The 26,095-nt window shown below is 73.7% G+C and carries 16 protein-coding genes and 3 pseudogenes; 9 read left to right on the top strand and 10 right to left on the bottom strand.

Translation table 11 applies throughout. The annotated features are described in order from the left end of the window. Positions 1 to 70 precede the first annotated feature (70 nt). The 3 genes from EJG53_RS35595 to EJG53_RS35585 all read right to left on the bottom strand — a co-directional run bounded on the left by EJG53_RS35595 (position 71) and on the right by EJG53_RS35585 (position 2,579). Positions 71 to 1,039 (bottom strand): DUF979 domain-containing protein, encoded by a 969-nt coding sequence (locus tag EJG53_RS35595; protein ID WP_125048355.1) that lies wholly within the window; start codon positions 1,037 to 1,039, stop codon positions 71 to 73. Next, positions 1,036 to 1,743: a DUF969 domain-containing protein gene (locus tag EJG53_RS35590; protein WP_125048354.1), complete on the bottom strand. Its 708-nt coding sequence runs from the start codon at positions 1,741 to 1,743 to the stop codon at positions 1,036 to 1,038. Before EJG53_RS35590 ends, EJG53_RS35595 begins: the two co-directional genes overlap by 4 nt. A gap of 113 nt (positions 1,744 to 1,856) precedes the next feature. Further along, on the bottom strand, positions 1,857 to 2,579 hold the full coding sequence (locus EJG53_RS35585) for a GntR family transcriptional regulator (protein ID WP_371858760.1): 723 nt from the start codon (positions 2,577 to 2,579) through the stop codon (positions 1,857 to 1,859). 262 nt (positions 2,580 to 2,841) lie between these two features. Between EJG53_RS35585 and EJG53_RS35580 the strand changes: the two are divergent. The 3 genes and pseudogenes from EJG53_RS35580 to EJG53_RS35570 all read left to right on the top strand — a co-directional run bounded on the left by EJG53_RS35580 (position 2,842) and on the right by EJG53_RS35570 (position 5,181). After that, positions 2,842 to 3,617, top strand: a pseudogene (locus EJG53_RS35580) (LamB/YcsF family protein). Further along, on the top strand, positions 3,614 to 4,300 hold the full coding sequence (gene pxpB, locus EJG53_RS35575; RefSeq protein WP_371858759.1) for a 5-oxoprolinase subunit PxpB: 687 nt from the start codon (positions 3,614 to 3,616) through the stop codon (positions 4,298 to 4,300). Before EJG53_RS35580 ends, pxpB begins: the two are co-directional and overlap by 4 nt. Beyond that, positions 4,300 to 5,181, top strand: coding sequence for a 5-oxoprolinase subunit C family protein (locus EJG53_RS35570; RefSeq protein WP_125048352.1), 882 nt, complete (start codon positions 4,300 to 4,302; stop codon positions 5,179 to 5,181). The genes pxpB and EJG53_RS35570 overlap by 1 nt, the downstream gene beginning before the upstream one ends. On the opposite strand, the pseudogene EJG53_RS35565 reads toward EJG53_RS35570, so the two are convergent. Next, positions 5,164 to 8,807 (bottom strand): annotated as a pseudogene (locus tag EJG53_RS35565) (hydantoinase B/oxoprolinase family protein). The gene EJG53_RS35570 and the pseudogene EJG53_RS35565 overlap by 18 nt on opposite strands. Before the next feature lie 333 nt (positions 8,808 to 9,140). On the opposite strand from EJG53_RS35565, the gene EJG53_RS35560 reads away from it, so the two are divergent. Genes EJG53_RS35560 through EJG53_RS35550 form a run of 3 tightly spaced genes read left to right on the top strand, consistent with a single transcriptional unit; the run spans position 9,141 to position 11,505 of the window. Then, complete coding sequence (locus tag EJG53_RS35560; RefSeq protein ID WP_125048351.1) at positions 9,141 to 10,004, top strand: isocitrate lyase/PEP mutase family protein; 864 nt, start codon at positions 9,141 to 9,143, stop codon at positions 10,002 to 10,004. Positions 10,005 to 10,019: 15 nt separating this feature from the next. Beyond that, entirely contained in the window at positions 10,020 to 10,457 is a 438-nt protein-coding gene (locus EJG53_RS35555; RefSeq protein ID WP_125048350.1) for a hypothetical protein, read from the top strand. After that, positions 10,450 to 11,505: a bile acid:sodium symporter family protein gene (locus tag EJG53_RS35550; protein ID WP_125048349.1), complete on the top strand. Its 1,056-nt coding sequence runs from the start codon at positions 10,450 to 10,452 to the stop codon at positions 11,503 to 11,505. Before EJG53_RS35555 ends, EJG53_RS35550 begins: the two co-directional genes overlap by 8 nt. Before the next feature lie 37 nt (positions 11,506 to 11,542). Here the strand turns inward: EJG53_RS35550 and EJG53_RS35545 are convergent, their stop codons facing one another. From EJG53_RS35545 to EJG53_RS35535, 3 genes are all read right to left on the bottom strand, one after another. Continuing rightward, the gene (locus tag EJG53_RS35545; RefSeq protein WP_125048348.1) at positions 11,543 to 12,733 is read right to left on the bottom strand and encodes a glycosyltransferase; all 1,191 of its coding nucleotides are present in this window, start codon (positions 12,731 to 12,733) and stop codon (positions 11,543 to 11,545) included. After that, a complete protein-coding gene (locus EJG53_RS35540) occupies positions 12,730 to 13,857 on the bottom strand; it encodes a glycosyltransferase family 4 protein (protein WP_125048347.1) in 1,128 nt (375 codons plus the stop codon). Before EJG53_RS35540 ends, EJG53_RS35545 begins: the two co-directional genes overlap by 4 nt. Before the next feature lie 149 nt (positions 13,858 to 14,006). After that, positions 14,007 to 15,431 carry a HEAT repeat domain-containing protein gene (locus EJG53_RS35535; RefSeq protein ID WP_125048346.1) on the bottom strand — a complete coding sequence of 475 codons (1,425 nt, stop codon included), beginning with the start codon at positions 15,429 to 15,431 and terminating at the stop codon, positions 14,007 to 14,009. Positions 15,432 to 15,754: 323 nt separating this feature from the next. On the opposite strand from EJG53_RS35535, the gene EJG53_RS35530 reads away from it, so the two are divergent. Further along, positions 15,755 to 17,236, top strand: a complete 1,482-nt coding sequence (locus EJG53_RS35530; protein ID WP_125048345.1) for a PP2C family protein-serine/threonine phosphatase — start codon at positions 15,755 to 15,757, stop codon at positions 17,234 to 17,236. A 139-nt stretch (positions 17,237 to 17,375) separates the two neighbouring features. On the opposite strand, the gene EJG53_RS35525 is transcribed toward EJG53_RS35530, so the two are convergent. Beyond that, positions 17,376 to 18,884, bottom strand: a complete 1,509-nt coding sequence (locus tag EJG53_RS35525; protein WP_125048344.1) for a DNA-binding protein NsdB — start codon at positions 18,882 to 18,884, stop codon at positions 17,376 to 17,378. 260 nt (positions 18,885 to 19,144) lie between these two features. Here EJG53_RS35525 and EJG53_RS35520 point away from each other — a divergent pair, with 260 nt between their 5' ends. Beyond that, a complete protein-coding gene (locus EJG53_RS35520; protein ID WP_125048343.1) occupies positions 19,145 to 20,278 on the top strand; it encodes an aminoglycoside phosphotransferase family protein in 1,134 nt (377 codons plus the stop codon). 243 nt (positions 20,279 to 20,521) lie between these two features. Then, positions 20,522 to 22,522, top strand: a complete 2,001-nt coding sequence (locus EJG53_RS35515; RefSeq protein ID WP_125048342.1) for a peptidoglycan recognition protein family protein — start codon at positions 20,522 to 20,524, stop codon at positions 22,520 to 22,522. An 85-nt stretch (positions 22,523 to 22,607) separates the two neighbouring features. On the opposite strand, the pseudogene EJG53_RS35510 reads toward EJG53_RS35515, so the two are convergent. Beyond that, a pseudogene (locus EJG53_RS35510) lies at positions 22,608 to 23,107 on the bottom strand (hypothetical protein). A gap of 42 nt (positions 23,108 to 23,149) precedes the next feature. Then, positions 23,150 to 26,077: an ATP-binding protein gene (locus tag EJG53_RS35505; protein WP_125048341.1), complete on the bottom strand. Its 2,928-nt coding sequence runs from the start codon at positions 26,075 to 26,077 to the stop codon at positions 23,150 to 23,152. Positions 26,078 to 26,095: the final 18 nt, after the last annotated feature.

Here is a 26,095-nt window from a genome sequence, read left to right as displayed (position 1 = left end):
GAGCCGCGCGGTGCCCCCGGTCCGGGTGCGGTTCGTGTCGTGCGGTGGTGAAGGGGACAATCGGGTGCGGTCAGAAGGCGAACAGGGCCATGACCACGATGTTGCAGCCGAGCAGCACGCCGGCCGTGGGCAGTTGGGCCTTGATCGGCCCGTACTGGTCCTTCAGTTCCAGCAGCGCCGACGGGACGATGTTGAAGTTGGCCGCCATCGGGGTCACCAGCGTCCCGCAGAACCCGGCGAGCATGCCGATGGCCAGGACGGCGGGCGCGTCGCCGTGGAAGTGCTCGATGAGCACCGGCCAGCCGACCGCCGCGGTCATCACGGGGAAGGCGGCGAACGCGTTGCCCATGATCACGGTGAAGAGCGCCATGCCGATGCAGTAGACGACGACGGCGACGTACAGGGAGTCCTCCGGCAGGACCGAGGTGGCGAGCTTGCCGACCTGGGTGCCGACGCCGGAGAGCTGGAAGATGGTGCCCAGGGTGGCGAGGAGCTGCGGCAGCAGCATCGCCCAGCCCATCGACTCCAGCATGGAGCGCCCGGCCTGCACGGGGACCGATATCCGCTTCTCGCGCAGCATGATCATGCCGACGACGAGGGCGACGACGGCGCCGATGCCGAGCCCGAGGATGGTCTCGCTGCCCTCCTGGAGGATCGGTTCGCCACCGATCGAGAGCTTCTTGACGAGGACCGCGCACAGCAGCGCGACGACCGGGATGGCCAGCGCGGGCACGAACAGCTTGTTGCCCAGCTTCAGGGCGCTGGCCTCGCGCTGTTCGGGCGTGGTGGTGCGCGGCGTACCGCGTCCGGTGAAGCCGAAGCCGGCCAGCAGGACCATGACCAGGACGGCCGCGCCCAGCGGTTCGGCCGGGGCCTTCTTCTCGACGACCCAACTGCTGTAGATGAAGCCGGCGCCGAGCAGGCCCCAGAAGGCGGTGGTGCCGAAGCGCTTGGGGTTGCTGCGGTCGGTGAGCATCTGGGAGGCCATCACCAGGAAGCTCAGGCCGACGAGCCAGTAGAACCACTCTGCTTTGATCACTTGGCTGCTCCCTCGGCGACGGGCTCGATGTTGGCGGCGACCAGTTCGCGTTCCAGGTACCGGTCCAGGCGCAGCAGCCGCCAGCCGTGCACGGCGAAGGCGCACAGCGCGGAGGGGATCGCCCACAGCGCCAGGTGCAGCGGCTCCAGGTGGGTGTTGTACGTGGTGTTGACGAAGCTGGTGATGAGCAGGATCGAGCCGACCGCGAGGAAGACGTCCTCACCGAAGAACAGCCCCACGTTGTCGGCGCTCGCGGAGAACGAGCGGACCTTCTCCCGGCCCTTGTCGGTCAGCCGCCCGTGCTTGCGCTCGGCGGCGCCCTCGGCCATCGGCACGGCCAGCGGGCGCACGGTCTGCGCGTGCCCGAAGACGTGCGTGAGCCCGACGGCCGCGCCGATCTGCCGCATGCCCAGGTAGAGGGCGAGGAAGCGGCCGGTGGTCAGTTTGGCGAAGCGGGCGATCAGCCGGCGGGCCTGCTCCTGGAGGCCGTAGCGCTCCAGCAGGCCGATCACCGGGAGGGTGATCGCGAAGATCGTCACCGCCCGGCTGCTCGCGAAGCCGGTGCCGAAGGCCGCCAGGACCTCCTGCGGCGACAGACCGCCGAGCAGGCCGGTGACGATGCCCGCAACGCCCACGACCAGCAGGGCATTGCGTTTGGTGGCGAAGCCGACCACGACCACGAGCACGCCGAGAAGCACGATCATGGGTCCGCCTTCCGCATACGGGACCCCACGCGGACCGTGAGGAGGATGCGAGGAGGTTAGGCGATTGTTCAACGATCCGACAAGGGGTTGACAGGAGTGAAACTCCAGCGCCTCTACACGCCCTCCCGCGCCGCTATGCGCTGGGCGTACGCCCCGGAAAGCTGCACCCTGGAGTCCTCCAGATAGGACTCCAGCAGCAGCTCGGCGGCGGCTCCGTCACCGGCCTGGAGCTCCTCCAGGATCTGCCGGTTGCGGGTCAGGTACGGCGCGTGGAACCGGCGTGGATCGTCCATCACGTGAAAGACCAGCCGCAGCTCCGCGAGCACCCCGCGCATCAGCTCGTCGGTGCGCGGACTGCCCGCCAGCCCCGCCACCGCCTGATGGAACCGGAGGTTCGCGGTACCCAGGTCCCGCCAGGCACGCTCCTCGAAGGCCGTCTCACCGGCCACCACGGCCGCCTCCATCGCCCCCACCGGGTGCGGCGGCTCGCCCAGACTGCGAACCGCCGCGCACTCCACGAGCGTACGGACCCGGTAGATGTCGTCCAGGTCCGCCACCGTCACGATGCGCACGAAAACCCCGCGGTTGAGCTGGTGCACCAGCAGGCGCTCGTGCGTGAGCAGGCGGAACGCCTCCCGCAGGGTGTTCCGCGAGACCCCCAGGGCCCCGCCGATGCTCTCCTCGGACAGCCGCGCGCCGGGTGGGAAGTAGCCCTCGGTGATGCGGTCCCGGAGAATGTCGGCGACCCGCTCCGCGGTGCTGGAGCGCCCCAGCAGCACCCGGTCGCCCGCCAGCTCCGAGACCTCGGCGAGCCTGTGCCGGTCGCCCCGTGTCATCCCGCCCGTCATCGTCGTCCCCGCTTTCGCCCCGTACCTGCACCCCTTGTGCTGTGAGCGGCAGTCAATCCCAGATGGCAGAACGAGACAACACACCTCTTGTCGGATCGTTGAACGATCGCTTACGTTGGCCTGACCACCGGCCGGCCCGAGTGCCCCCAGGGGGAGAGCCACTACGGATACGGGCCGGCCGGTCCCCCAACCTCTGCGGCCTGTGCGCCCGCCCGTGTGGCGGCCACCTCCGGAACGGACTTGCGACTTCATGAGCGACCCGGTGACCACCCCCCTCGTCGACCTCAACGCCGACCTCGGGGAAGGCTTCGGACGCTGGGAGCTCACCGACGACGAGGCCCTGCTCTCCGTCGTCACCAGCGCCAACGTGGCCTGCGGTTTCCACGCCGGGGACCCCAGCACCATGCGCCGGGTCTGCGAGCTGGCCGCCGAGCGCGGCGTGGTGGTCGGCGCCCAGGTCTCCTACCGCGACCTCGCGGGCTTCGGGCGCCGGGCCATGGACGTACCGCCGCGCGAGCTGGCCGACGAGATCGCGTACCAGATCGGCGCGTTGGAGGTCTTCGCCCGCGCCGCCGGCACCCGGGTCGGCTACGTCAAGCCGCACGGCGCGCTCTACAACCGCTGTGTCCACGACGAGGCCCAGTCCGCCGCCGTCCTGGAGGGCGTACGGACCGCCGGCACCCCGCTGCCCATCCTCGGCCTGCCCGGCTCCCAGCTCCACGAGGCGGCCCGCCGCGTCGGCCTGCCCGTCGTCGGCGAGGCGTTCGCCGACCGTGCCTACACCCCGAAGGCACCCTGGTCTCCCGCCGCGAGCCGGGCGCCGTCGTCCACGACCCGGACGAGGTCGTCAGGCGCGCGCTGGGCATGGCGACGGAAGGCATCGTCACCGCCGTCGACGGCAGCACCGTGAAGATCGAAGCGCGCTCACTCTGCCTGCACGGCGACACCCCCGGCGCCGCGGACCTGGCACGCCGGGTGCGCGACGAGCTGACCGCGGCCGGCGTGCGGATCGGCAGCTTCGCGTGAGCACCCGTACCCCCGGCGGCCGCGCCCCGGCCGGCCGCTCACCGCTGCCCCTGCGCCCGCTGCCGGTCGGCGACCACGGACTGCTGGTCGAGCTGGAGGACGCCGCGGCCGTCGAGGCGTTCCACGCCGAGCTGCTGCGCCGCGCCGCCGCCGGCACCCTGCCCGCGGTCCGCGAGATCGTCCCGGCCGCCCGTACGGTCCTGCTGGACGGGCTGGCCGACCCGGGACGGCTGGCCGCCGAGCTGCCCGGCTGGGACATTCCCCCGGCCACCGCCGGCGACCGGCCCGCCGTCGAGATCCCGGTGCGCTACGACGGACCCGACCTCGCCGACGTGGCCGCCCTGTGGGACACCACGCCCGAGGACGTGGTCCGTATCCACTCCGGCACCGAATTCCACGTCGCGTTCTGCGGCTTCGCGCCCGGCTTCGGCTACCTGACGGGCCTGCCGGAACGCCACCACGTACCGCGCCGGGCCACACCGCGCACCAAGGTCCCGGTCGGCTCGGTCGCCCTGGCGGGCCCGTACACCGGCGTCTATCCGCGCTCGTCGCCCGGCGGCTGGCAGCTCATCGGTACCAGCGACGTCGACCTGTGGGACCCGGACCGCGACCCGGCGGCCCTGTTCTCCCCCGGCACCCGCGTCCGCTTCATCCCGGTTTCTACGGAATCCCAGGAGGCATGATGACCGACCGCGCCTTCTGTGTCGTCCGCGCCGGAGCCCTGACCACCGTCCAGGACCTCGGCCGCGCGGGCCACGCCCACCTCGGCGTGCCGCGCGCGGGCGCCCTGGACGAGCCCGCCCACCGGCTCGCCAACCGCCTCGTGGGCAATCCGGAGACGTCCGCCACCCTGGAGACGACCCTCACCGGCTGCGCCGTACGGGTCCGCGCGGACACCGTGGCCGCGGTGACCGGCGCGCCCTGCCCGGTCACGGTGGACGGCCGCCCCGCCCCTTGGGGAGCGCCGGTACGCGTCCCGGCGGGCGCGGTGCTGGACGCCGGACCGGCCACCGCCGGGCTCCGCTCGTACCTCGCCTTCGCCGGCGGCGTCGACGCGGAGCCGGTGCTCGGCAGCCGCGCCGCCGACCTGCTCTCCGGCCTCGGGCCCGCGCCGCTGTCCGACGGCGGCGTGCTGCCGCTCGGCACTCCGTACGGCCCGCCCGCCTCCGTGGACGCCGTCCCGCGCTCGGGGCTGCCGGTCGCGGAACTGGTGCTGCCCTGCGTACTGGGGCCGCGCGACGACTGGTTCACCGAAGCGGGCCTGCGCACGCTCGCCACCGGCCGCTTCCGCGTCTCCTCGGCGAGCAACCGCATCGGCCTGCGTACCGAGGGACCGGCCCTGGAACGCCGCAAGGACGGCGAGCTGCCCAGCGAGGGCATGCCGCTGGGAGCGCTCCAGGTCCCCCCGAACGGCCTGCCCGTGCTCTTCCTCAACGACCATCCGACGACGGGCGGCTACCCGGTCGTCGGCGTCGTGCCGGAGCGGTTCCTCGCCGCGGCGGCCCAGGCCGCACCGGGCACACCCGTCCGTTTCGTCCCCCGGCGCTCACGCGCCTCCGGCTGACCCGTCCGGTTTCCCGTAGCCGCCGCCCCCCGGCGTACGGATCACCAGCACGTCTCCCGCGCCGATCTCGGCCACGTCGCAGCCCTCCAGGGCTTCCTCCGTGCCGTCCGCGCGGCGGACCAGGTTGGCGCCGGTCGCGCCGGGGCCGCCGCCCGCCATCCCGTAGGGCGGCACCCGGCGGTGCCCGGTGAGCAGCGCCACCGTCACCGGCTCCAGGAAGCGCAGCCGGCGTTCGGCGCCCCGGCCGCCCCGCCACCGGCCGTCGCCGCCGCTGCCCTCCCGTACGGCGAAGCTCTCCACCCGTACGGGGTAGCGCCACTCCAGGACCTCGGGGTCGGTCAGCCGGGAGTTGGTCATGTGGGTCTGTACGGCGTCCGCGCCGTCGAAGCCGTCGCCCGCGCCCGAGCCGCTGGCGACCGTCTCGTAGTACTGCACCCGGTCGTTGCCGAAGGTGAGGTTGTTCATCGTGCCCGAGCCCTCGGCCTGGACGCCGAGCGCGGCGTAGAGCGCGCCGGTGACGGCCTGCGAGGTCTCCACGTTGCCCGCGACCGTGGCGGCGGGGAACTCGGGCGCCAGCATCGAACCGGGCGGGATACGGACCTCCACCGGCTTGAGGCAGCCGCTGTTGAGGGGGATGTCCTCGGCGACGAGCGTGCGGAAGACGTAGAGCACCGCCGCCATCACCACCGAGCTGGGCGCGTTGGCGTTGCCGGGCAGTTGCCCCGAGGTACCGGCGAAGTCCAGTACGGCGCTGCGGGCCGCGCGGTCCACGGTCAGCGCGACCTGGATCACCGCGCCGCCGTCGGTCTCGTAGCGGTACGAGCCGTCCGCCAGGTCCGCGATGATCCGGCGTACCGATTCCTCGGCGTTGTCCTGGACGTGTCCCATGTAGGCGCGCACCACGTCCAGCCCGAACTGCTCGATCATCTTGCGCAGTTCGCGGATGCCCTTCTCGTTGGCGGCGATCTGTGCCCGCAGGTCCGCGATGTTGGCGTCCGGCGCCCGGGACGGGTACGGCCCGGCGGCGAGCAGGTCGCGTGTCTCGTCCTCGCGCAGCCGGCCGTCCCGTACCAGCAGCCAGTTGTCGAAGAGGACGCCCTCCTCCTGGATGGTGCGGCTGAAGGCGGGCATCGAGCCCGGGGTGATGCCGCCGATCTCGGCGTGGTGGCCGCGCGAGGCCACCAGGAACAGCAGCTCCTCGCCGGCGTCGTCGAAGACGGGGGTGACGACGGTGACGTCCGGCAGGTGCGTACCGCCGTGGTACGGGTCGTTGACCGCGTACACATCGCCCGGCCGCAGCTCCCCGTCCGTGCCGCGCCGCCGCCGGAGCACCTCCTTGATGGACTCCCCATCGACCCGAGATGCACGGGAATGTGCGGGGCGTTGGCGATGAGGCTGCCTTCGTGATCGAAGAGGGCACAGGAAAAGTCCAGCCGCTCCTTGATGTTGACCGAGTGGGCGGTGCTCTCCAGACGGACGCCCATCTGCTCGGCGATCGCCATGAAGAGGCTGTTGAACACCTCCAGCATCACCGGATCGGCGTCCGTGCCGACCGCGGGACCGCCCGAGCGGGGCCGCGCCCGGGTCAGCAGCAGATGGCCGCGCTCCCCCGCGCGGGCCTGCCAGCCCGGGTCCAGGACCGTCGTCGCGTCGTCCTCGGCGACGATCGCGGGGCCGGTGAGGATGTCACCGGGACGCAGGTCGTCCCGGGAGAACAAGTCCGTGTCCTGCCAGCGCCCCTGCGCGAACATCCGTACCGTCGCGACCGGCAGCAGCTTCCCCGCCCGCTCCCCCGTCGGCACCTCGTGCCCGGCCGAGCCGCCCGCCGCGCCCACCGCCTCCACCGACACGGCCTCGGCGATCAGCGGCTTGTCCATCGTGAACCCGTACCGCGCGCGGTGCGCCCGGACGAACGCGGCGGCCATCTCCCGCGGCGTCTCCAGCGCCACCCCGATCGCGGAGTCCGTCCCGGCGTAGCGCAGCATCACCCGCCCCCGGGTGGTGACGCTCCCCTCCGGGACGCCCTCGTCGAGCAGTTCGCGACGGGTACGGGCGGCCAGCCGGTCGCAGACACCGTGCACCCCTTCGAGGTCCGTCGCGTCCGACTCCGGGTCGATCTCCACCTCGACGGCCTGCTCCCGCATCGCCGTCGCGTCGGCGACCCCGATGCCGTACGCGGACAGCACACCGGCCAGCGGCGGTACGACGACCGTGCCGATGCCCAGCGCGTCGGCGACCGCGCAGGCGTGCTGGCCACCCGCGCCGCCGAAGCTGGTGAGCGCGTAGCGCGTGACGTCGTAACCGCGCTGGACGGAGATCTTCTTGACCGCGTTGGCCATGTTCAGCACGGCGATGTCCAGGAACCCGGCCGCGACCTCCTCGGGGCCGCGCCGGTCGCCGGTCGCCTCGGCCGTCTCCTCGGCCAGTCGGACGAAACGCTCCCGTACCGTCGCGTCGTCCAGCGGCTGGTCGCCGTCCGGTCCGAACACCGCGGGGAAGTGCGCCGGCTGGACGCGCCCGAGCATCACGTTGGCGTCCGTGACGGTCAGCGGGCCGCCGCGCCGGTAGCAGGCCGGGCCGGGGACGGCGCCGGCCGAGTCCGGGCCGACGCGGTAGCGCCGCCCGTCGAAGTGCAGCACCGAGCCGCCGCCCGCCGCCACGGTGTGGATGTTCATCATGGGCGCCCGCATCCGTACGCCCGCGACCTCGTTGCCGAAGATCCGCTCGAAGGAGCCCGCGTAGTGCGACACGTCGGTGGAGGTGCCGCCCATGTCGAAGCCGATCACCCGGTCGTAGCCGTCGCCCGCCTCGGCCGAGGAGCGGGCCATCCCGACGACGCCGCCCGCCGGCCCGGAGAGCACCGCGTCCTTGCCGCGGAAGTGCGCGGCCTCCCGCAGCCCGCCGTTGGACTGCATGAACATCAGCCGTACGCCGGGGAGTTGACGGGCCACCTCGGCCACGTACCGGTTGAGGATCGGCGACAGGTAGGCGTCCACGACGGTGGTGTCGCCGCGCGGCACCAGCTTCATCAGCGGGCTGACCTCGTACGAGCAGCTCACCTGCGGGAACCCGGCCTCCTTCGCCAGGGCGGCGACGGCCTTCTCGTGTTCCGCGTAGCGGTAGCCGTGCAGCAGGACGACCGCCGCGCTGCGCAGCCCGTCCTCGTACGCCCGCGCCAGCTCCGCCCGTACCGCGTCCGTCTCCGGCGGCCGCACGACCGTCCCGCGCGCGTCCACCCGTTCCGGGACCTCGATCACCCGCTCGTACAGCGCCTCGGGCAGCACGATCCGCCGGTCGAAGATCCGCGGCCGGTTCTGGTAGGCGATGCGCAGCGCGTCCCGGAAACCCTCGGTGGTGACCAGGACGGTCGGCTCGCCCGTGCGCTCCAGCAGGGCGTTGGTGGCCACGGTCGTGCCCATCTTGACGACGGCGATCCGCTCGGCGGGCACCGGTGCGCCGGGGGCGATCCCCAGCATCGCCCGGATACCGGCGACGGCGGCGTCCTCGGTGCTCCCGGGGCGGTGCGAGAGCAGTTTGCCGGTGACCAGCCGACCGTCCGGCCGCCGTCCCACCACGTCCGTGAACGTGCCGCCGCGGTCGATCCAGAACTCCCAGCGTCCCGTCATGCCGCCATTGTGGCAGCGGGTCCGGCGGTACCGGTGTTTCCGGCCGCCGGTCCGCGCGGACCGGCGGCGCGGGCCGTCCGAAAACGCCCGGGCGGACTCCGGCGCATTTCAGCTCATCGCCTCTGCGCCCCCGCACTCCCCCCGCGGAAACGTCACTTCCGCGATACGTCCATCAGTCCATACTAATTTCTGAACAGCCCCCGTGGCCTGCGGCGTTTCCTCATTCGGGTGTTGCTTCCCGGAATCCTTTTACTAGCTCTTGGTTTCCTGGGACCGTCGGGTCAAGAACAACCCAAGGACCCGCGGCCGGCGGGTCCGGGAGGCAGGAGAAACATGCAGTACGGCAGCGCCCTGCGCGAGGCGGTCCGGTCGCCCCGCACCACACCGCTCATCGGTATCTACGACATGTATTCGGCTTCCATCGCGGCCCAGCACTACGACGGCATGTTCGTCTCCGGATTCGGTTTCGCGGCATCCTATTACGGCCTGCCCGACATCGGTTTCATCGCCTGGCCGGACATGGTGCAGTTCACCGAACGGCTGCGGCTGGCCTTTCCGTCCCACCACCTGCTGGTGGACATCGACGACGGCTACGTGGACCCGGAGGTCGCCTGTCACGTCGTCCAGAGCCTGGAGCGCGCCGGGGCCTCCGGCGTGATCCTGGAGGACCAGAAGAGGCCCCGCCGGTGCGGACACGCGGACGGCAAGCTGATCCTTCCGCTGGAGGAGTACCTGGACAAGCTCAACCTGGTGCTGAGCAGCCGCACGGACCTGGTCGTGGTGGCCCGTACGGACGCCACGGAGGAGGCGGAGATCGTCCGGCGGGCGGCGGCGCTCGCCGAGACGGACGCGGACGTCGTGCTCGTGGACGGGGTGCGCAGTGTGGAGTGGATCGAACGCATCCGGTCCGTCGTGGGCAGCAAACCTCTGCTGTTCAACCAGATCGCGGGCGGCAAATCGCCCCGCCTGTCACTGACCGAACTCACCGACCTCGGTGTGGACGTGGCGATCTACAGCACACCCTGCCTGTTCGCCGCGCACGGCGCCATCGACGGGGCGCTGGCCGATCTGAAGAACGCCGACGGCCGGCTGCCCGTCACGGGCCAGACCGGCAGCGTCGAACTTCGGTGCGCCACCGAGCTGTTGGAGAAGAACATCAGCAGGCACCACGCGCACCGCGCACCGGCCCCCGTCTGAGAAGAGGCTGACCGTATGGCACCGAACCCCTTCCGGGGCGGCGCCGGACGGCTCCGGGACCGCGGCCCGCGGTCCCGGGCCGTGCGCCCGTCCACGCTGTCCCTCGCCGTCGCGACGGTGCTGAGCGTGCTGTGGGGCGGCGGTGCCGCCCAGGCCGCGACACCGACGCCACCGGCCCCGCCGTGCGACGCCCAGGACGACGAGGACGAGACCCCGCCGCCGCCCCGCGCGGGAACCGCCGTCGGCCTGCTGGTCGTCGACAACTCCTCGGCCGACTCCTGGCTGGAGGTCGACCGGACGCTCAACACCCTGCTCGCCGGCAAGGGGACGGCGGGCAGCGACCACGACGGAGGCGGCGGCGCGATCGACGTACGGACCCGGGACGCCAACGGCCCCGGCGCCGACCCGTCGCGCGTCGGCCACCCGCCCTGGCAGACCGGCGACGATGAGTGACCCGGCACCGGCCGTCCGCACGGCGCGCCGGCTGGCCCGGGCGGTCGACCCCTATGTGGCGGCCCTGCTCGGCACCGTCCTGTTCGCCACCCTGCTGCCCGCGACCGGAGCGGGCGCCGTGGCCGCGGACACCGCCGCCGATCTCGCCATCGGCCTGCTCTTCTTCCTCTACGGAGCGCGGCTGTCCACCCGCGAGGCGCTGCACGGGCTACGGCAGTGGAAGCTCCACCTGCTGACCGGGGGCGGCACCTTCGTCCTGTTCCCGCTCCTGGGCCTGGCGGCCGGCGGTCTCGTCCCGTTCCTGCTCTCCGACCGGCTGTACACGGGACTGCTGTTCCTGTGCGTCGTCCCCTCGACCGTCCAGTCCTCGATCGCCCTGACCTCCACGGCCCGCGGCAACGTCCCGGCCGCCATCTGCGCCGGCACGTACTCCAGCCTGTTCGGCATGGCCGCCACCCCGCTCCTCGCGGCCTGGCTGATCGGCTCCGCCCTCAGCTTCTCGGCGGCGGGCCTGCTCTCCATCGCCACCCACCTGCTGCTGCCCTTCCTCGCCGGGCAGGTGCTGCGCCGCTGGCTCGGCGGTTTCCTCGCCCGGCACCGCGGACACCTCGGCCTCCTGGACCGCTGCTCGATCCTGCTCGTCGTCTACACCGCATTCAGCAAGGGCATGGAGCAGGGGATCTGGCACCAGATCACCCCCGCCCGGCTGCTGGCCCTGCTGCTCCTGGCCGCGGGCCTGCTGGCCACCGCCCTGGTCACGATGTCGCTGGCCGCCCGGCGGCTGGGCTTCTGCCGGGCGGACCGCGTCACGATCGTGTTCTGCGGTTCGAACAAGAGCCTCGCCACCGGGCTGCCGATGGCGGCGGTGCTCTTCGGCGGCGCGGCCGGCCTGGTCATCCTGCCGCTGATGCTCTACCACCAGCTCCAGTTGATGGTCTGCGCGGTCGTCGCCGCCCGCTGGGCCCGTCGGCCGGAGGACACCCCGGCCACGCCGGAGCCGTCGCTGCGGGTGGGACCCAGGACGGTCGAGGGGGAACCGTCGGCCTGACCTCTGCCGGTACGGCCGTACAGGCGGCACGGCGGCGTCACAGCGGCGGGACGGCAGCGTCGTGGGCCGCCAGGAACGCCGCCACGGCGGACTGCCAGCCGTAGCCCTCCGCGCGCTGCCGGGCCGCCGCACGGCGCTGCGCCTCGGGGCGCCCGAGGACCCGCAGGACCGCGTCCGCGAAGGAGGGACCGTCGTCGAGGGCGGTGTCTCCGCCGGGGCCGACCAGCCCGGCGAGGGCCGACGCGGCGCTCGCCACGACCGGCGTACCGCAGGCCAGCGCCTCCAGGGCCGCCAGCCCGAACGTCTCCGCCGGGCCCGGCGCCAGGGCCACGTCCGCACCGGCCTGGAGGGCGGCCAGCTCGCCCGGATCGGCGACATGCCCGAGGAATGCCACGGGCAGCCGCTCGGTACGGGCGCGAGCCGTCAGCCGGGACCGCAGCGGCCCCTCCCCCGCGACCACCAGGGCCGCGTCGACACCGCGCCACCGCAGCTCCGCCAGCGCGTCCAGCGCGCGCCCCGGCCGCTTCTCCACCGACAGCCGCGAGCACAGCAGCAGGAGCACGTCGGCGCCGCCCGCGCACCGGCGCCGCAGCGCCGGGCTGTGCAGGGCGGGGTGCCGGGCTGTCAGGTCGACGCCCAGCGGCGCCCGTACGACGTTGCGCGCGCCGACCCGGGTGAACTCCGCCGCCGCCCATTCCGTCGTGCACACCACCCGGCTGTAGGCGTGCGCGGTCCGGGCGTTGATCCGGTCGGCGGCGGCGCGCGCCGGTCCGCGCGGCACGCCCCAGGTACGGAGCACGCCGTCCACACTCTCGTGCGACACCGCCACCGCCGGGACGCGGGCCCGCCGCGCCCATTCGCCGGTCCACCGCAGGGTCGTACGGTCGGAGACCTCCAGGCGGTCGGGGGCCAGCTCGTCCAGAACGCGCCGGACCCGGCGCCGGTCGGCCAGGACCCGGTAGCCGCCGGTGCCGGGCAGGACCGGGCCGGGCAAGGTGATCACCCGCCCCTGGCCGGTGTCCTCGTCGCCCGCGGCCGGTCCGGGCACGATCAGGACCGGGTCGTGCCCGGCGGCGCGGTATCCGGCGCCCAGGGCCTCCAGAGCGGTACGCAGCCCGCCCGACTCCGGTGTCACGAAGTTCGCGAGCCGTACGATGCGCAGCCCGGCTCCGAGGTACCGGGTCTCGTCGAGGACGAACCGCGCGGCCGTGCCCGTCCGCGCCGTCATGCGGCCACCGCCGTCCGGTCGGCGAGCACGTCCTCGTAATGGCCCAGCAGTTCGTCGCCGACCACCTCCCAGGTGCGGTGCTCGACCGCCGCGCGGCCCGCGGCGCCCAGTTTTGCGCGCGCGGCCGGGTCGCCGGCCAGCAGCCGGACCGCGTCACGCAGCGCTTCCCCGTCGCCCGGCGGCACCAGCAGCCCCGTACGGCCGTGCTCCACGAGGTCCAGCGGGCCGCCGGCGGCGGGCGCCACCACGGGGACGCCGCCCGCCATCGCCTCCTGGACGGTCTGGCAGAAGGTGTCGTAGCGGCCGGTGTGCACGAATACGTCCAGGGAGGCGACGAGCCGCGCCAGTTCGTCGCCCGTACGGCAGCCCAGGAAGCGCACCTCGGGCAGCGCGGCGCGCAGCCCGGAGGCGCTCGGCCCGTCCCCGATCACCACGGTCCGTACGCCGGGCAGCCGCGAGACCCGGGCCAGCAGCCGTACCTCCTTCTCGGGCGCGAGCCGCCCGACGTACCCGACCAGCAGATCCCGGCCAGCGGCGAGCGAGCAGCGCAGCACCTTGTCGCGGCGGGCGGGGTGGAACCGCGTGGGGTCCACGCCGCGCGGCCACAGTCGCAGCCGGGGCACGCCGTGCGTGGCCAGGTCGTCCAGGGCGGAGGTGGACGGCGCGAGCGTCCGGTCGGCCGCCGTGTGCACCGCTCGCAGGCGCCGCCAGGCCGCGGCACTCCCGGTCCGGAGATAGGCACGGGCATAACGGCCCATATCGGTCTGATAGACCGCGACGGCGGGCACGCGCCGCCGCGCGGCCACGGCCATCGCGCGGGCACCCAGGACGAAAGGGCCGGCCAGGTGCACCACGTCCGGCTGATGCCCGTCCAGCGCGGCGGCCAGCCGGCGGCCGGGCAGCGCCAGCCGGACCTGCGGGTAGCCCGGGAGCGGCACCGAGGGCACCCGGACGACGGGGCAGGGGGCGCCCGGTCCGCCGTCCGGTGTCCCGTCGGCGCCCGTCGGGGCGACGACGAGCACGTCGTGCCCGCGCCGGACCAGGTGCCGGGCGGTTTCGAGGGCGCAGTGGGCGACGCCGTTGACGTCGGGCGGGAAGGACTCGGTGACGATGACAACACGCATACGGCTGTTGTCGGCCCACCGGGCGTGGCCCCGGCCACGTGGATCTTTCCAGCCGGGGAACGTCCCATGAGCGTTGACGCCCGCGCCGCGGCACGGGCGCCCGGCGCGGACGGCCCGCGCGCCCCGCGGCCCCCGCGCTCCCCCGTGACTCAGAGCGCCGGCGCGTCCGGCCCGAACCGGCTGCGTACCGCCGTCTGCACCTCGGCCTCCTCGGCCGGATCGGCGGCCAGCCTGCGCAACTGCTCCACGACCCGGTCGTCACCGGTCGCCGCGTGCCGGGCGGCCAGCTCGCGGGTGCTCTCCTCGCAGTCCCACAGGCACTCGACGGCGAAGCCCGCCGGGAACCCGGGGTCGGTGACGGCCAGCGCGCCCGCGGCACGGCCTCTGAGGTGGGAGGAGGAGGTCTCGCGGTAGATGTGGCGCAGCACCGGCGCCGCACAGGCCACGCCCAGGCGGCCCACCCCGTCGACCAGCTCCCACAGCCCGCCCGCGTCCGGCCCCTCGGTCCGTACCGTACGGCGCAGGGCCGCCAGCACCAGATCGGCGTCGCCGCGGCTGCCCCGGCGGGCCAGCATCGTGGCACCGGCCGTGCCGAGCGCGTCGGGGCGCGGGGCCCACCGGCGGGCCCGTTCGACGGCGGCCACGGCGCGCATCCGCTCGAAGGCGGCGAGCGCGGCCTCGGCCAGCGGACGGCTGGAGAAGGGGTCGGCGGCCGCGGCCTCGATGAGGTCGAGGGCCTCGGGGTCGCCGCGCTCGGCGAGGTGGCGCAGTGCGGCGGCGCGGGCGGCGTCCGGACCGGTGCGGGCGGCGCGCAGCAGCTCGGGGCGGTCCTCGGGGCCCGCGACGGCCGCCAGGCAGCGCGCGGCCGGAACCTGGCGCCACTCCTCGGGGTGCAGCTCCAGGCCCTGCTGGGCCCAGTCCAGTACTTCGGTGACGCTCCACCCGGGGCGGGGGCCGGTGGGCCGCAGTTGGCGCTGCCAGCGGTCGAAACAGCCCTGTTCCTGGGCGACGCGGATGCGTTCGCCGTAGCGGGGGTCCTCGGCCCACAGCCGCCACGGGCGGGGTTCGAAGGCGTCGCGGACGGCGGCGGCCAGCTCGGCGTCGCCCTCGGCGGTGTGCGGGAAGCGGGCGAGGACCGCGGGGGCGAGGGTCGCCAGTCCCGCGTCGTCGTCCCGCAGCGCGAGCTCGTCCAGGGCCCAGCGCCAGTTCGTGCCGGCGGCGGCGTAGCTGCGGAGCAGGAGGAGGGCGGCGTCCCGGCCGTACGCGGCGAGGTGGCCGAGCACGGCGAGGGCGAGGCCGGTGCGCTCCTCGCCGGGGTCGGTGAGGTCGTCGGGGTGGAAAAGATGCCGTTCGATCTCTTCGAGTCCGCCGTCGAGCTGCATGTAGAGGCGCGCGTAGTACAGGGAGCGGTTCTCTACCTGCCAGTCGCGGCGGGGGTCGCGCAGCACGCTGTCGTTCAGTGCCGCGAGCGCCTCGGCCCGCGGCGCCGCGAGGGCGTGCAGGGTCCCGTCGCCGCGGCCTCGCTGCAGGAGGCCGAGCAGGGTGCCACTGGGCGCTATGTCTGGATCGAACATGAGGTCAGCATCCGGTGCGGGGGGCAGGCTGGCAACGGGATTTCCGCTGACCGGCATTCTTGCCGGTGACCACGGGTCGTATGCGTCGTTCCCACCATGGATCGGTGGGACCGCGCGCGCTACGGCGGCCGAAGCCTAGCCTGGAACGCTCCGTTCCGCTGATTCCGCCGGAGGATGCCCCAGGGAGGCCAGGGGCATATGCCAAATGCACCACCGTATCGGGTAATGCCAAATCCCTTACGGGCGGTCGCAGCCTGTGCAACAGTCGTTACCGGCCCTTCCGTCAGACCAGGCCCCGGCGCCGCCTGATATCGGAGAACGTCATGCCGTCCCATCTGTTCGCGGACCGACCAGCCGCCCAGCCGCCCGAGCGCGACGTGGTCGAGGCCCTGATCACCCAGGCACGCCGGTTGCGGGGCGGCCTGGACGCCGTACGCCGGGAGACCTCGGCGGCCGGTGACGAGCCCGACGACCCCCAGTCGCGCTGGCAGCGGGCGCTGTGCGACCTCGCCGTCCACCACCTCGACGATCTCGGCGGACACCTGGACCAGCTCCGGGAGGGCCTGCCCGCCGACCCCGGGACGGCCCCGGACACGGCGGACGCGGCGGACGGTGACCGGCTGCCGGTGGCGCCGCCCGAGCCCGCGGGGCATCCGCGCGGCTCACTGCTCAGCCGGGTCGGCAGCGCCGAGTGGAACCTCCTCACCGACGAGGTGAGCTGGTCCGAGGAACTGTTCGGGATCTTCGGCCGGGACCCGGCCGAAGGGCCCCTGACCCTGGACGAGCTGCCGTCCCTGGTCTTCTGCGAGGACCAGCAGCTACTGACCACGATGGTCACCGACTGCCTGGTGGACGGCCGCCCGATCGACGACGAGTTCCGCATCGTACGCGGCGACCAGAGCGTCCGTACGGTGCACATGGTGGGCGAGCCGGTGCTCGAAGCCGACGGCAGTACGGCGTGCATGTGGGCCGTGCTGCGCGACGTCAGCGAGCTGCGTCGCAGCCAACGGGCGGTGCGCGAGACCCGTGACTCGCTGCAGCGTCAACGGCACATGGCGCGGACCGAGCACCGGCTTGCGGTCGAACTGCAGGAAGCCGTGCTGCCGCCGTGGCGCGGCTCCCTGCGGTTCCCGCAGGGCGGGCCCGTCGCACTCGACCTCGCCGCCCGCTACCTCCCTTCCGGCACCAGCGCCCTCATCGGCGGCGACTGGTACGACGCGCTCCAGTTGCCGGACGGCCGGACCCTGCTGAGCGTCGGCGACCTGACCGGCCACGGCGCCACCGCCACGTCCGGCATGGCCATGGTGCTCGGCGCGCTGCGCGGCATGGCGGTGTCCGGTCAGGAACCCGGCCCGCTGATGGGCTATCTGAACCAGTTGCTGGACACCTCCGCACAGCCCGCCCTCGGCAGCGCGGTCTGCTGCCGCTTCGACCCCGCCTCCCGTCAGCTCGTCTGGGCCCAGGCCGGCCACCCCGCCCCACTGCTGTTCCGCGACGGCACGGGCAGCCCGCTGAGCCCCCCGGAGGGCGTCCTGCTCGGCGCCACCACCGGAGCCGCCTACACGCAGCGGTGCGAGCAACTGGAGCCCGGCGACCTTCTGGTGCTGCACACGGACGGCTTGGTGCCGCGCCGGGCGCACGGCGCGCTCGCGCCCCACGAGGGTGCCGCGCGCCTCCTGTCGCTGGCACCGCGGTTCGCCGCGGCGCGCAACGCGCAGGACTGTGTCCGCGTCATCGCCGAGGAGTTCGGCAGTGCCGAGCGCGAGGACGACGCGTGTGTGCTGATCGCCAGGGTGAGCGGGTAGCGGAAACCCCTGGCGCGGTGTCCACGTGGCGCGGTGCCCGTACGGCACGGTGACCGCATGACGCGGTGTCCGTACGGCCAGGACCGGGGTCACGGGTCTTGGCGCGCCTCGTTCCGGCCCGGTTCGGCTCGCGCCGGCGTCAGATCCGCAGGTTGCTGCCCACCGGGCCGATCCCCGGCCCCAGCCCCTTGTTCTTGGCCTTCGGCATCACCCGCTGGATCTCCTCCCGCAGGTCCTGGATCGTGGTGTAGTTCGCGTACCGGCCGGTGAGCCGGTACATCTCGCGCAGCCGGTCCCAGGTGCGGTGGGAGGAGTTCTCCTTGATGGACACCAGGGCCAGCCGGGCGTAGCGGTCGGCCTGTTCGGGGTCGTTGCCGATGAAGCAGGCGGAGGCCAGCGAGAGGTAGTCGAAGATCTGCGACCGCTGCCGTCCGTTGTCGCGCAGCCGCAGCGCCTGCTTGGCGTGCGCCTGGGCGATCTTCGCCGCCCGCGGGTCGTGCTCGGCCAGCGTACGGAAGGCCAGCGCCTGCATCCCGTGCAGGTCCGCCTCGTCGAACATCTGCATCCAGCTCGGCGGCGGCACGTCGCCCCGGTCGGCGATGAACAGTTCCTCCGCCTCGCCCAGGGTGCGCCGCATGGCCTGGCCCTGTCCCTTGCTCGCCTGGGCCCACGCCTCGATGGTGCAGAGCATCGCGCGGGTCCGCGGCAGGGTCTCGGCGCCGGAGCCGGACTTGGCCAGCTTCATCAGGTCCAGGGCGTCGTCGGGGCGGCCCAGGTGCACCATCTGGCGGGCCGCCCGGGAGAGCGCCTCGCCGGCCCGCGGCCGGTCGCCGCCCTCGCGCGCCGCGTGGGCGGCGATGACGAAGTACTTCTGGGCGGTGGGCTCCAGCCCCACGTCGTGGGACATCCAGCCCGCCAGGACGGCGAGGTTGGCCGCCACCCCCCACAGCCTGCGCTGCAGATGCTCGGGGTGGTGGTAGGCGAGCATTCCGCCCACCTCGTTGAGCTGGCCCACCACGGCTTTCCGCTGGAGCCCGCCGCCGCGGGCCGCGTCCCAGGCGCGGAAGACCTCGACCGAGCGCTCCAGGGCGTCGATCTCCTGCGACCCCACGGGGGCCGCTTCGTAACGGTCGTAGCCGATCTGGTCGATGGAGTGGTAGTCGAACGGGTCGTCGAATCGGGGGGCGTCGGCTGCCAGCGCCGGGTCGGTGTGCAGCCAGTCGTGCATGGCGCTGCTGAGTGCGGAGCCCGCGGCGAGCGCCGCGCCCGCGCCCACCAAGCCGCGTCGGTTGAGCATGAGGTCCATTCCCGTGAATTCCGTGAGGACCGCCGCCGTTCGCTCGGGCGGCCACGGGAGACCGTCCGTGGCCTGTTTCCTCCCCGCGCGCCCGGAACGACCGAACCCGAGGTCCTCGATGGTTACGACACGGCCGAGACGCTCGGTGAACAGGGCGGCGAGCACCTTGGGCACCGGGTCGCGCGGGGTCTCCCCCGTGTCGATCCAGCGCCGTACCCGCGAGGTGTCGGTCGCCAGTTGCGGATGCCCCATGGCGGCCGCCTGCCGGTTGACCAGTCTCGCCAGTTCGCCCTTGGACCAGCCGGCCAGGCCGAAAAGGTCCGCGAGACGGGTGTTCGGCTCCCTGTCCACGTCAAGCCCCCAGGTTCCTCGACTGACTTGACAGTAACGGCCCGCCGAGGACGCCCGCGAGCATTCGCCAGGGTTCGCCAGGGTCCGCCAGATGGTCTGCCACCCGCGCCCGCGTGTTCTGTAGAAGTGCAGCCCCCGGCCCGGTGTCGGTACCGCATTCCCCAGGGTGCGGACACCGGATCCGGGGCCTTCGGGCCCCGGGTCGCCGGGCCGGGAGCCGCACTGCAACTCGTCGGCGCACGAAGGGATCTGTCTCACCCATGTACGCAGCATCGTCCGCCGTGAGCGCCCCGAACCGGCCGTACCGTCCGCAGCCTCCGGGAAGCGGGCCGTATCTCGACCCCTCCCAGTCTCAGGGGGCGGTTTCCGGCCTCACCGGCGGCCGCAACCGGCGGGTGCAAGGGGGAGGCACCCAACCGCTCAGCGGGAGACTCGACTTGTCCGGCCCCCAGGGTGCTCAACTGCGCGCCGCGGTCGCCTCCGTGCACCGCATCTGTCCCGAGTTCCATCCGGTCCAGGTGCTGCGCCGGAGCGGCAGGTCCGTCCTCCTGGTGGGCACCACCGGCCGTACGACCGCGGTCGCCAAGTGTTTACTGGATCACTCCCCCGCGTGGACCGAGCGGTTCCGGCACGAAATAGCTGCTTATAGGTCCTTCGTACGCCACCGTCCGCCGGTGCGCGTACCGAGGCTGGTCGCCGCGGATCCTGACAACTGCACCCTGGTCGTCGAGCGGATGCCCGGCCGGGTCGCCTCCCTCCAACGGCATCCGACCGAAGCACCGCCGCGCGCCGACGTACGGGCCGCGCTCGGCGCGATCTGCCGGGTCAACCTCTGGCGGCCGCCGGCCGGGATGTTCGACGCGCCGCTGGACTACGCGGGCCGCATCGGGCGCTTCCACGACCTCGGCCTGCTGACCGACCGTGACCTGGGTGACCTGCAGAAGCTGCTGCACGGCCTGGCCCACACCCAGGGCCAGTTCTGCCACGGCGACGCGCTGCTGAACAACGTCCTGCTCTCCCCCGCCGGTCCGGTGCTGCTCGACTGGGACCACGCCGGCTGGTACCTGCCGGGCTACGACCTCGCGACCCTGTGGTCGGTGCTCGGTGACGCCCCTGTGGCGCGCCGCCAGATCAGCCAGCTCGCGCAGGCCGCGGGACCGGCCGCGCGGGACGCCTTCCTGGTCAATCTGATGCTGGTGCTCACCCGCGAAATACGGCGTTACGAAACCGCCGTGCAGCGCACCATGCGCGAGCCCACGCCGACGGGCACGCCGGGGCCGGGACACCCCGGTGCGCTTGCGGCGGGCGAGGAGCAGCGGCTGCTGCTGCGCCGGCTGCACGACGACTGCCAGATGGCGCGCCGTGCGGTACGGGCGGCGGTCGGCACCCGCTGATCCGCCACGGGGGCATGTGAGCGGCACGCCGTAGGGGCGTGCCGCTCACCCGTGCGCCGGGGGCTGCAGCCGTTCTCGTACGGGATTCCGGGTTGCGTGCTGACATCCGAAACCCTTGGGGCGCACGGTGATTGACGGATCGTCGGCCAGGCGATAGCTGTAAGGATCCCGTTCCGCGCACGGCCGTATGCACACCATCCGCCAGACGCCCCGGCTCGTCCCGGTCGGCCACAGGAGGCTGCATTGCGAGGATCCGACGAGAAGAGAACCCCCCGCTCCAGAGCGCACAGGGCCGCCACCGCCGTCGCGGCGGCGGCCTTGCTGCTGCCGCTGGTCTCCGCCGCGCCGTCCGGCGCGGACGGGCAGCCCCGCGCCGCGGCGGCACAGCCCGCCGCGGGCTCCCTCCAGCAGGCGTTCGCGGACGCCGCCACGCGCTACGGCGTCCCCCGGGACGTGCTGCTGGCCGTGGCGTACATGGAGTCGCGCTGGGACGGGCACGGCGGCGCGCCCAGCGTGTCCGGCGGCTACGGCCCGATGCACCTGACCGACGCCCGTACGGCGCTGGCCGAGCGACCGCACCACAGCGACGGTGACGAGGACCCGCGCGGCGACGACTCCCGCGCCCGTAAGCGGGCCCCCGCGCGGCTCCCGGCCGTCACGGAGCTGCCCGCCCGGCTGCGCACCCTGGAGCGGGCGGCGCGGCTGACCGGGCTGCCCGCCGAGCGGCTGCGCCGGGACCCGGCCGCCAACATCCGCGGCGGTGCGGCGCTGCTGGCCGAGGAGCAGCGCCGCCTGGGGCTGCGCTCCGCCGACCCGGCCCGCTGGTACGGGGCCGTCGCCCGGTATCCGGGCGCGGACGACGCCCGGACGGCGGCGGGCTTCGCCGACGACGTGTACGACGTCCTGCGGCAGGGCCAGTCCCGTACGACCGACTCCGGCCAGCGGGTGACACTGCCCGCCGCGCCGGGGCTGACGCCGGACCGCACACAGCTCGCACGCCTGGGACTGCGGGCCGCCCCCGCGCCGTCGGGCGGTTCCCGCCTCGAATGCCCGCACACGGTCTCCTGTGTGTCCGTGCCCGCGCCGTACGAGGAGTTCGGCGACGGGGACTACGGCAACCACGACAAGGCCGACCGGCCCGAGGACCAGAGCGTCGACGCCATCGTCGTGCACGACACCGAGGGGTCGTGGGAGACGACGCTGAAGCTCATCAAGGACCCGACGTATGTGTCCTGGCACTACACGATCCGGTCGGCGGACGGGCTGATCGCCCAGCACGTGCCGACGAAGGACGTCGCCTGGCACGCGGGGAACTGGTACGTGAACGCGCACTCCGTAGGGATCGAGCACGAAGGTTTCCTCGCGGCTCCGGACGCCTGGTACACCGAGGCGATGTACCGGGCCTCGGCGCGGCTGGTGCGCTATCTGGCGCACAAGTACGACCTGCCGCTGGACCGGCAGCACATCATCGGCCACGACAACGTGCCCGGCACGACACCGGCCACGATCAAGGGCATGCACACCGACCCCGGCCCGTACTGGGACTGGGCGCATTACTTCCGGCTGCTGGGCGCGCCGTTCGTGCGCACGGCGGGCCCCGGAGGCGGTCTGGTCACCATCCGCCCCGACTACGACCGCCACCGCCCCGTCTACACGGACTGCGTCAAGCCCGGCCAGCCGTGCGCACCGCACGGGTCGGCCGCGGTACGCCTGCACACCGAGCCGAGTGAGAGCGCGCCGCTGGTCCAGGACATCGGGCTGCGGCCGGACGGCAGCCCCTCCACGACCGGGGTGAACGACACCGGCGCCCGCGCCACCACCGGCCAGCGCTACGCGGTCGCGGAGCGCCGGGGCGAGTGGACGGCCATCTGGTACCTGGGCCAGAAGGCGTGGTTCCACAACCCGCCGAAGCAGCCCACCGCGGTCGACGCGAAGGGCCTGGTGATCACGCCGAAGGCGGGCCGGGCGGACATCCCGGTCTACGGGCGGGCGTACCCGGAGGCGGCGGCCTATCCGGCGGGCGTGCCGGTACAGGCCGTCACCCCGCTCCCGTACAAGCTGCTGTCCGGCCAGCGCTACGCCGTCGGCAACCGGGTGCACGGCGAGTACTTCTACGCACCGACGTACGACCTGTCCCGGCACGCGGTCGTGCGCGGCGAGGACGTCTACTACGAGATCCAGGTGGGGCACCGGGTCGGCTACGTACGGGCGGCCGATGTGGACGTGCGGTCTTCGCAGCGGTAGCCCACGGGATACGGCGCCGTGCCGGGCTCTCGGCGGCCTGGCACGGCGTTCGGCCGCCGTCGCCCGTGACCGGGTGTCCCCGGGATCACCCCTGCTGGAACATCTCCGCCGGCAGCGGCTTCAGGAGGGCGTACAGGTCGTCGGTGATTGGGCGGTCCCAGCTCGCGATGGTGACCAGGACGCCGTCGCTGCGGTCGAACTGGGCGCAGGAGATCCGGCCCTCGGAGCACTTGATGCGCTTGACGATCAGCAGGTTGTCGTCGTGCATGACCGGGGTGTCCTCGGTCTCGACGACGGTGACCGGCTCGTCGTTCTCCAGCGCCGCGAGGAGCTGGGCCACCTCGAACGGCACCTGGCCGTCCGCCAGGTCGCGCGCCGGGGAGCCCTCCGGCAGGTTGCCGATGATCATCGCGGGGCCGCGGCCGCCGAACAGGTCGTAGCGGAGGAAGACCCCCTGGCAACTGCCGTCGGGGCGGGCAGCAGTCCCGCGCCGAGATTGCCGGGCCAGTCCCCGGGGTCCATGGCGAGGACGTCGAAGTCAGGCCCGGCGGGCGTGGCTGCGCTGCGGCGGCGGAGGAAGGACATACCGCCATCGTACGTGGCCGCCGGCGGCCGGCGGGCCGGGCGTCAACCCAGCGGCGGCCGGACCGGCGCGACGCCCTGGGCGGCCGTCTCCAGCAGCCTCGGCAGACCGGCGTAGTCCGTGCCCATCTTGCGGCAGACGCTGGACAGCAGGCGGGTGACGACCGTCTCCGGGGTGGCCAGCTCCTCGGCGATGCGGCTGGTGGGCCAGCCCAGGGCGAGCCGTTCGGCGGCCGCCCGCTCCTGGGCGGTGAGGGTCTCGGTGCCGGTGCTGTGCAACTGGAGCGGGCGCAGACCGGCCGCGGACAGCTCGTCGCGGGCGCGTTCCGCCAGGCCGTCGGCTCCGCAGTGGACCGCGCCCTCCAGCCCGCGGTAGAGGCGCTCCGCCGCGTCCTGGGGCAGGCCGGCCCGGCGCAGCGCCGCTCCGTGGTCGACCAGGGCTTCGGCCAGCGCGTAGCCGGCGGGTGAGTGCTCCAGTTCCCGTACGGCCTCGGCGAGCAGTTTGAGGGCCCGGCCGCCGCCGACCACGGTGGCGGCGCAGTGCAGGGCCTCGCCGACGGCCGTCGCGGTGCCGAACCTGCGGGCCCGCCGTACGCCTTCCTCGGCCAGCTCGACGGCGCGCGGGCTGTCGGTGAGCGCCGTGGCGCGGGCGAGGTGAAGCTGCCAGGGGCACCAGGCGGGGTTGCGCATGCCGCGGGCCTCCAGCCGCCTGCCGACCGCCTTGAGCTGGTGTTCGGCGTGCCGGTGCAGGCCGCGGGCGAGCAGCAGTTCGCTGTAGACGGTGCGGGAGTCCGGGTAGACGACGGCGTTGGGCACGACGTCGCCGTAGCTGAAGTGGTCGGCGAGTTCCTGGGCGTCGTCGACACGGCCGCGGGCGAGCAGGATCTCGATGAGGATGCCGATGGCGTACCACTGGGCCGGTACGGCGCCGCCGACCCGTTCGGCGATCCGCAGCCCTTCGCGTACCAGGGTCTCGGCCTCGACCAGCGCGCCGCGGCGGTAGCGGATGTAGCCGAGCAGGGCGTGGCCGAAGGCCAGGTGGGCGCCGCGCCAGCCCTTGCGCTCGCACTCGGCCATGCCGCGGGTGAACAGTTCCTCGGCGCGGCCGGGCTGGTCGCAGTACATGAACGTCATGGCGACGGCGACCGGCACCTCGAAGCCGCGGTTGTCCTCGGTCCAGCTCAGTCCGCCGACCAGGGCCGCCTCGGCGTAGCGCAGGGCGGTGGTGGCGGGCTCGCCGTGCACCACGCAGTCCCAGGCGCGCAGGCCGAGGATGTAGCGCTCGGCGAGGCCGTTGCCGGTGAGGTGGTCGGCGAGCCGGGTCAGCCTGCGGGAGCGGGCCGCGGAGTCCGGTTCGTCGGCGCGGAAGGCGCTCCAGACGAAGTTCTCGGCCTGCATCCGCAGCCGGGTGCCGGGGAGGCTGGTGCGGCGGGCCTCGTCGGCGGCGAGCGCCGCGGCCTCGGCGAGCTGGTCGGTGTGGGCGAGTGCCTGGGCGAGCCGGTAGGTGACGGCTTCGCGCAGCTCGGGGTCGATGTCCGGTTCCTCCAGGGCCTCGCGCAGGTAGTTGACGGTGACCTCGTGGGCGGAGAGGAAGGTGGCGGAGCCCAGTTCGAACAGGACGGCGGCGCGGTTCTCGGGCGAGGGCGGCTCGCGCAGGGCGCGGGCCAGGAAGCGGCGCGCGGCGTCGGGCGCGCCGGCCCGTACGTACTCCCGTGCGGCCTGGCGCAACCGGTGGACGACCCAGTCGTCGCCCTGGCAGGGCACCTCCAGCAGGTGCCGGGCGGCGACCGTCGGGCCCAGTCCGGCTTCCACCACCGCTTCGGCGGCCACGTTGTGCATGCCGACGCGCAGCGCGTCGGGGATCGCCCGGTGGACGGCGGTGGCGATCAGCGGGTGGGCAAACTGCAGGACGCCGTCGGGGGCCTCGGCCCGGGCCAGGATGCGTGCCTCGCGGAGCTGGGCGACGGCCTCGACCGCCGACTCGGAGCCGAGCGCGGCGACACCGGCGGTGATGTCGGGGGTGGCCGAGGTGCCCAGGACGGCGATCGCCCAGGCGAGGCGGACGGCGGCGCCGCCGAGCTTGTCCAGCCGGTCGATCAGTCCCTTGCCCTTGACGGCGGAGGCGATGTCGCGCAGGGCTGGCAGGTCGTCCCGGCTGCCCTTGAGGCCGCGCTCGCGGAGTCCGGCGGCGAGTTCCACGGCTTCGAAGGGGCTGCCGTCGGTGACCGCCCAGCATTCGGTGCAGAACTTGTCCTCGGCCGCCGCGCCGATCGCCTCGCGGACGATGCTGGCGACCGCGTCGCAGGTGAACGGGGTGAGGGAGGGGCGGATGGCGTGGCGTTCGGCGAGCTTGCGGAAGGGGGCGGCGTCGCGGGGCAGTTCCTCGGGCCGGTAGGCGACCACCACGAGCATCGGAAGATCCTCGGCCCGGGGCGCGAATGCGGTGAGCCAGCTCAGGGACTCCTGGTCGGCCCAGTGCGCGTCGTCCAGGACCAGCACGGTGGGGGCCTGCTGCACGGCGACGCGGGTCACCAGCCAGTCCAGGCCGTCGCGTACCCCGGTCGGGTCGGGCACGCTGCCGCCCGCGTCCGCCACCAGGCCGAGGGCCGGGGCGACGATGTCGTACCAGCCGCCCAGGACGGTGCGCGAGGCGGCCTCGTTGTACGCGGCCAGGACGGGCTGCACGAGCTGGCGTACGACGTGGAACGCCATGCCGTGCTCCTGCTCGCCGCCGCGTGCGGAGAGCACGGTGCAGCCGTGCGCGGCGGCGCGGGCGCGGACCTCGCCGAGCAGTGCGGTCTTGCCCATGCCGGCGGGTGCGGCGAAGGAGAGCAGACCGCCGCGCCGGGCGGTGGCGGGGCCGCCGCCCGGGCCGCAGAGCCGGTCCAAGGCCGTCTCCAGGGCTTCGAGTTCGGCGTTCCGTTCGAGCAGGACACGCCGTGCGTTGCGCACCTGCTCCCATCCGTTGGCCATGACTGAATCCGTTCGCCG

The organism is Streptomyces chrestomyceticus JCM 4735 (assembly GCF_003865135.1).
Lineage (GTDB): Bacteria > Actinomycetota > Actinomycetes > Streptomycetales > Streptomycetaceae > Streptomyces > Streptomyces chrestomyceticus.
This window is presented reverse-complemented; position numbering and strand designations above follow the sequence as displayed.

What these genes read in the sequence shown, in the direction of transcription:
- EJG53_RS35555 (WP_125048350.1), top strand. Translation starts at nt 10,020, where the DNA reads ATGGCACCGAACCCCTTCCGGGGCGGCGCCGGACGGCTCCGGGACCGC.
- EJG53_RS35585 (WP_371858760.1), bottom strand. Translation starts at nt 2,579, where the DNA reads ATGACACGGGGCGACCGGCACAGGCTCGCCGAGGTCTCGGAGCTGGCG.
- EJG53_RS35520 (WP_125048343.1), top strand. Translation starts at nt 19,145, where the DNA reads ATGTACGCAGCATCGTCCGCCGTGAGCGCCCCGAACCGGCCGTACCGT.
- EJG53_RS35540 (WP_125048347.1), bottom strand. Translation starts at nt 13,857, where the DNA reads ATGCGTGTTGTCATCGTCACCGAGTCCTTCCCGCCCGACGTCAACGGC.
- EJG53_RS35505 (WP_125048341.1), bottom strand. Translation starts at nt 26,077, where the DNA reads ATGGCCAACGGATGGGAGCAGGTGCGCAACGCACGGCGTGTCCTGCTC.
- EJG53_RS35560 (WP_125048351.1), top strand. Translation starts at nt 9,141, where the DNA reads ATGCAGTACGGCAGCGCCCTGCGCGAGGCGGTCCGGTCGCCCCGCACC.
- EJG53_RS35530 (WP_125048345.1), top strand. Translation starts at nt 15,755, where the DNA reads ATGCCGTCCCATCTGTTCGCGGACCGACCAGCCGCCCAGCCGCCCGAG.
- EJG53_RS35570 (WP_125048352.1), top strand. Translation starts at nt 4,300, where the DNA reads ATGACCGACCGCGCCTTCTGTGTCGTCCGCGCCGGAGCCCTGACCACC.
- EJG53_RS35545 (WP_125048348.1), bottom strand. Translation starts at nt 12,733, where the DNA reads ATGACGGCGCGGACGGGCACGGCCGCGCGGTTCGTCCTCGACGAGACC.
- EJG53_RS35535 (WP_125048346.1), bottom strand. Translation starts at nt 15,431, where the DNA reads ATGTTCGATCCAGACATAGCGCCCAGTGGCACCCTGCTCGGCCTCCTG.
- EJG53_RS35550 (WP_125048349.1), top strand. Translation starts at nt 10,450, where the DNA reads ATGAGTGACCCGGCACCGGCCGTCCGCACGGCGCGCCGGCTGGCCCGG.
- EJG53_RS35590 (WP_125048354.1), bottom strand. Translation starts at nt 1,743, where the DNA reads ATGATCGTGCTTCTCGGCGTGCTCGTGGTCGTGGTCGGCTTCGCCACC.